5 protein-coding genes are annotated in these 4,627 nt (G+C 42.6%); 3 read left to right on the top strand and 2 right to left on the bottom strand.

The window, feature by feature from the left end:
* Positions 1 to 39 precede the first annotated feature (39 nt).
* Genes HP439_RS17830 through HP439_RS17840 form a run of 3 tightly spaced genes read left to right on the top strand, consistent with a single transcriptional unit; the run spans position 40 to position 1,985 of the window.
* The gene (locus HP439_RS17830) at positions 40 to 579 is read left to right on the top strand and encodes a carboxymuconolactone decarboxylase family protein (protein WP_172391687.1); all 540 of its coding nucleotides are present in this window, start codon (positions 40 to 42) and stop codon (positions 577 to 579) included.
* Between the two features lie 43 nt (positions 580 to 622).
* The gene (locus HP439_RS17835; RefSeq protein WP_172391688.1) at positions 623 to 1,066 is read left to right on the top strand and encodes a carboxymuconolactone decarboxylase family protein; all 444 of its coding nucleotides are present in this window, start codon (positions 623 to 625) and stop codon (positions 1,064 to 1,066) included.
* A 55-nt stretch (positions 1,067 to 1,121) separates the two neighbouring features.
* A complete protein-coding gene (locus HP439_RS17840) occupies positions 1,122 to 1,985 on the top strand; it encodes a helix-turn-helix domain-containing protein (RefSeq protein WP_172391689.1) in 864 nt (287 codons plus the stop codon).
* 135 nt (positions 1,986 to 2,120) lie between these two features.
* On the opposite strand, the gene HP439_RS17845 is transcribed toward HP439_RS17840, so the two are convergent.
* The gene (locus HP439_RS17845; RefSeq protein WP_172391690.1) at positions 2,121 to 2,339 is read right to left on the bottom strand and encodes a heavy-metal-associated domain-containing protein; all 219 of its coding nucleotides are present in this window, start codon (positions 2,337 to 2,339) and stop codon (positions 2,121 to 2,123) included.
* Positions 2,340 to 2,438: 99 nt separating this feature from the next.
* Positions 2,439 to 4,627: heavy metal translocating P-type ATPase (locus HP439_RS17850; protein ID WP_172391691.1), on the bottom strand; the 2,189-nt coding region annotated here is incomplete at its 5' end.

The following is a 4,627-nucleotide window of genomic DNA, read 5'->3' on the forward strand; positions in this document are numbered from 1 at the left end:
CAATAACAAATCAATTTCACACATAAACAAATTAGCAAAATGGAAAACACATTTAAAGTCTTAAAAAGAGAAGAAGTTTCTGCAAAAAACCAACGGGTATTCGATGAACTTAAAAAATCTTTTGGTGCCGTTCCAAACCTTTACTCTACACTGGCCTATTCTGAAAACGCATTAGAAGCTTATATCAACCTTGAAAACAGCAAGACCTCGCTAACCAGAAAAGAAGTAGAGGCAGCAACGCTGGTTGTAAGCGAAGTAAACAACTGTGTATATTGCCTAAGTGCCCACACCATGGTGGCCAAACTAAATGGTTTCTCCGAAGAACAGACGCTGGAAATAAGGGGTGGCAACGCGAGTTTCGATAAAAAGCTCGATGCGTTGGTAAAACTTACTAAACAGCTCTCAAAAGAAAGGCACCCTGGCGATGGTATATTGGTAAGTGCATTTTTTCAAGCCGGTTACTCAAAAGAAAATTTGATTGATTTAATTGTCCACATCGGAGACAGAACTATCAGCAACATACTGCATGCTGTGACTCAAGTGCCAAATGAATTTCCTTCGGCAAAAAGTATCCATTAACTACGGGGCAATCAAGCATTCATCCACTTTAAAACGAAATATCATGCTAAAAACAAGAATGGACATCGGATTGGCTGAACCCAAGTTATATAGGGCGATGGGCACGGCTGACAATTATTTACCGACATTAGATCTGGAACCCATGCTACAGGAACTTATCCGGACCCGTGTTTCACAGATCAATGGCTGCGGGTATTGTATCAACAGTCACACGCAGGCTGCCTTAGAACTAGGGGAAACGCCGCAGCGCCTATTTGCCTTGGCAGCTTGGTGGGAAACACCTTTTTTCACGCAAACGGAACGGACTGTACTCAAGCTCGTAGAAGAGGTCGCCCAGATCGACAAAGGCGGTCTTTCGGATGAGACCTATGAACGGGCATTAGTCTTACTTGGAGAACAGCGATTGGCTCAGGTGATCTTTGTCACAGTAACCATTGGCAGCTGGAACCGTATCGCTGTTGCTATGCACATGGTCGCCGGAGAATAATCAATACGAAATTGAGTTTGATTTCTTTATTTTTATAGCTTATAATGACAGAACGATGGTTGAAACGATAAAAGAATATATTGAAAATGCAACTTTAGCGCGGTTTGTTATGCACAAGGGGAATAAACTGCTCTCTGGAACAGGCCTTGGGAACCCAAGTCCTGTTCCCCAAAACACCTTTATTTACAATAAGGGAGAATCGCAAGAGGTGCATATCGACTCCATTGCCTATACCATGCCGGCGCGAAGCATTTTACCGCTTGTTTCTAATCAGCATTTCTCATTTCAATATCCGGAGACCTTAACGGCATGGCAATTCAATCGCGAATTTTACTGTATTGTTGATCACGATTCAGAAGTAGGGTGTGTCGGCTTTCTTTTCTACGGCATCCGGCATCCGATGTTTATAAAGCTAAATAGCGAAGAAGTGGAAGAAATGTCCGCTCTGGAAAAGATATTTTCCGATGAAATGATGGTGAGAGATAATTTTCAAGGAGAAATGCTTCGTACGCTGCTGAAAAGAGTTATTATAAAGACTACCCGGCTAGCAAAACGACAGAGTGACTGCTATCAGCGGTTTACAGATGAAAAAATGGATATTATCCGGAAGTTCTCTCTGTTACTGGAAGAAAATTTCAGGAAAGAACACAAGGTCAGCTTTTATGCTGCAGCGCTCAATAAATCGCCAAAAACACTGAGCAATGTTTTTGCGCTGCTAAAGCAACCGGCACCATCTTCGCTAATCCGTGACAGGCTTGTGCTTGAAGCGAAACGTTATATCCATTATACGGACCGATCTGCAAAAGAAATAGCCTACGAACTTGGATTTGAAAGCCCAGCGCACTTTAGTCGCTTCTTTAAGCAGTATGCAGGTACAAACATTTCTGTGTTAAAGGCGGCTGATAGAGAAATCATTTGATGTTTAGATTGGATACTAACCGGATTTTTTGGAATTTCCCCCCTAGAAAACAAGAGAATGGACCGGTGGTTAGTATTTAAAGAAAATCGGAGTAGCTTTTTGATTTAAAGAAGCTACTCCGATTTCTAGCAAACGTTATGCTACAGGCTCTGCTTTAAAGCCTTTACTTTGTATAATAGCAACCACTTCGTCTTCAGTTATCCCTTTTGAGCTTACAGTAAGTGTTTTCTCCGCATTATCAATATCGACGTTCCAGTGGCAAATACCCTCGGCGCTATCTAAATCAGCTTGAACTTTTGATATGCAACCTCCACAGTTAAGGTTTGTTTTGAATTTCAATTCTTTATTTTCCATGATTATAATATTTAATTGTTATTTGTTGATACAAATTTCGTTATAAAATCGATGTCTCCCTTTGCGTAATTTCTTGTTTGCTTTATGAGATTTACTGTTTTATTTTTTCCACTTTAATCTTAAACTATTGGTCACAACGCTCACACTACTTAGCGCCATTGCTGCACCCGCAATCATCGGGTTAAGCAAGAATCCGTTAATCGGATAGAGAATCCCTGCAGCAATTGGAATTCCGATAAGATTATAGATAAATGCCCAGAACAGATTTTGCTTAATCGTTGCCACCGTTTGTTTCGACAATCGTATTGCTTGTGGTATTTTTGTAAGGTCGGAAGAAATAATAGTCATTTTTGCAACGTCCATCGCGATATCTGAACCTTTACCCATCGCAATACTCACATGTGCAGTTGCCAATGCTGTACTATCGTTGATTCCATCCCCAACCATAGCTACAACTTTACCTTGCTGTTGGAGCTCTTTAACAAAATCAGCTTTATGCTGCGGCAGCACTTCTGCCCTGTAATTCCGGATGCCAGTCTGTTCGGCAATGGCTTTCGCCGTAGCTTCGTTATCTCCGGTCAACATATATAGCTCGATTCCCATCTCGTACATCTCTTTGATAGCTTGCACAGAAGTTTCCTTGATCTTATCTGAAATAGCAATCACGGACAGGGCTTGTTTACTATTAGCAAACCAGATTACTGTCTTGGATTGTTTTCCCCATTCATCAGCCTGCTGCTGTAGTGTCTGTGCAATAGTGATGTCGTTTTCTGTCAGTAGCTTTTTATTACCGACATAAAATGTCTCATTATTGAAATCCGCTTTCGCTCCTTTACCGGTAACGCTCTCAAACATGGATATCGGACTGCTCTGCACACCTTCCAGATGCTTCACCACAGCGTCGGCTAACGGATGTTCTGATTGTTTTTCGATACTAACGAGTATACCGCTAGTATGATCATCATTGTCCAGCCACTGAATACCTGTTACCTGTGGTCTTCCTTCGGTGATTGTTCCTGTCTTGTCTAGCACGATCGCAGTTACTTTTTTCGCCAATTCCAAGCTTTCGGCATCTTTAATCAAAATTCCGTTCTCGGCTCCCTTTCCTACCCCTACCATAATCGCGGTCGGAGTCGCTAGACCTAAGGCACAAGGACACGCAATTACTAGTACAGTAACGGCGGCCAAAAGACCTTGTACGACACCATTTTCACCACCTAAAACTAGCCACAAAATGAATGTCAACGCTGCAATTCCCATAACGGTAGGAACAAAAATACCGGCTATCTTATCGACCAATTTTTGTACGGGCGCTTTACTACCCTGGGCGTCCTGCACCATTTTAATGATTTGAGCAAGCATTGTTTCCTTACCTACTTTTACTGCTTTGAACTGAAAACTACCTTTTTGGTTAATTGTTCCAGCAAATACTTTCTCGTCCTGCTTTTTAAGCACAGGAACTGGCTCTCCGCTGAGCATACTTTCATCCACGTAGGAATTGCCTGAGACTACCATACCGTCCACGGCAATTTTCTCTCCTGGTTTTACCAGGATGATATCGCCTGCGTTTACGTCTTCAATAACCGTCTGTTTCTCGGTCCCATCGGATAGAACAACGGTCACACTTTTAGGCTGCAAGCCCATTAATTTTTTAATGGCCGAAGAGGTGTTACCTTTCGCTTTTTCTTCAAGCAGTTTACCCAGTAAGATGAATGCGATAATTACAGCTGCGGCCTCAAAATAGACGTGGGCGTGTAACCCGCGCTGATGCCAAAAATCGGCGTACAGCATGTTGAACACACTAAACAGATATGCAATACCGGTACTTAACGCAACAAGGGTATCCATATTGGCCGAACGATGTTTAGCCTGTTTCCACGCGTTGACGAAGAAATCTTTACCGAGCCACAACACAACGGGTGTGGAAAAGGCCCACATAATTTCATTGCCATAAGGCATGCCCATAAAGAACATTCCAATGATGACAACCGGCAAGGACAATAAAGCAGCCCATATGGTCTTAGTTTTAAGTTGCTGAAACTTCTTTTGATGCAGAGCTTCTAGTGTTTCCTGCTGCTTTGTCTCCTCTTCGATTAACAGGTCATATCCGACGCCTTGAACGGCCTTTTGCAATATTGTCGCATTAGTTATGTTGGGTAGATATTCAACGGTCAGGTTCCCTGTTGCAAAGTTCACCGAGGCGTCAACCACCCCAGCCTCATAGCGGACAATGCTTTCAGCACTTCCTGCGCAGGAAGCACAGGTCATTCCCAACACCGGAAAAGTGT

It is taken from the genome of Sphingobacterium shayense, from assembly GCF_013179575.1.
GTDB lineage: Bacteria > Bacteroidota > Bacteroidia > Sphingobacteriales > Sphingobacteriaceae > Sphingobacterium > Sphingobacterium shayense.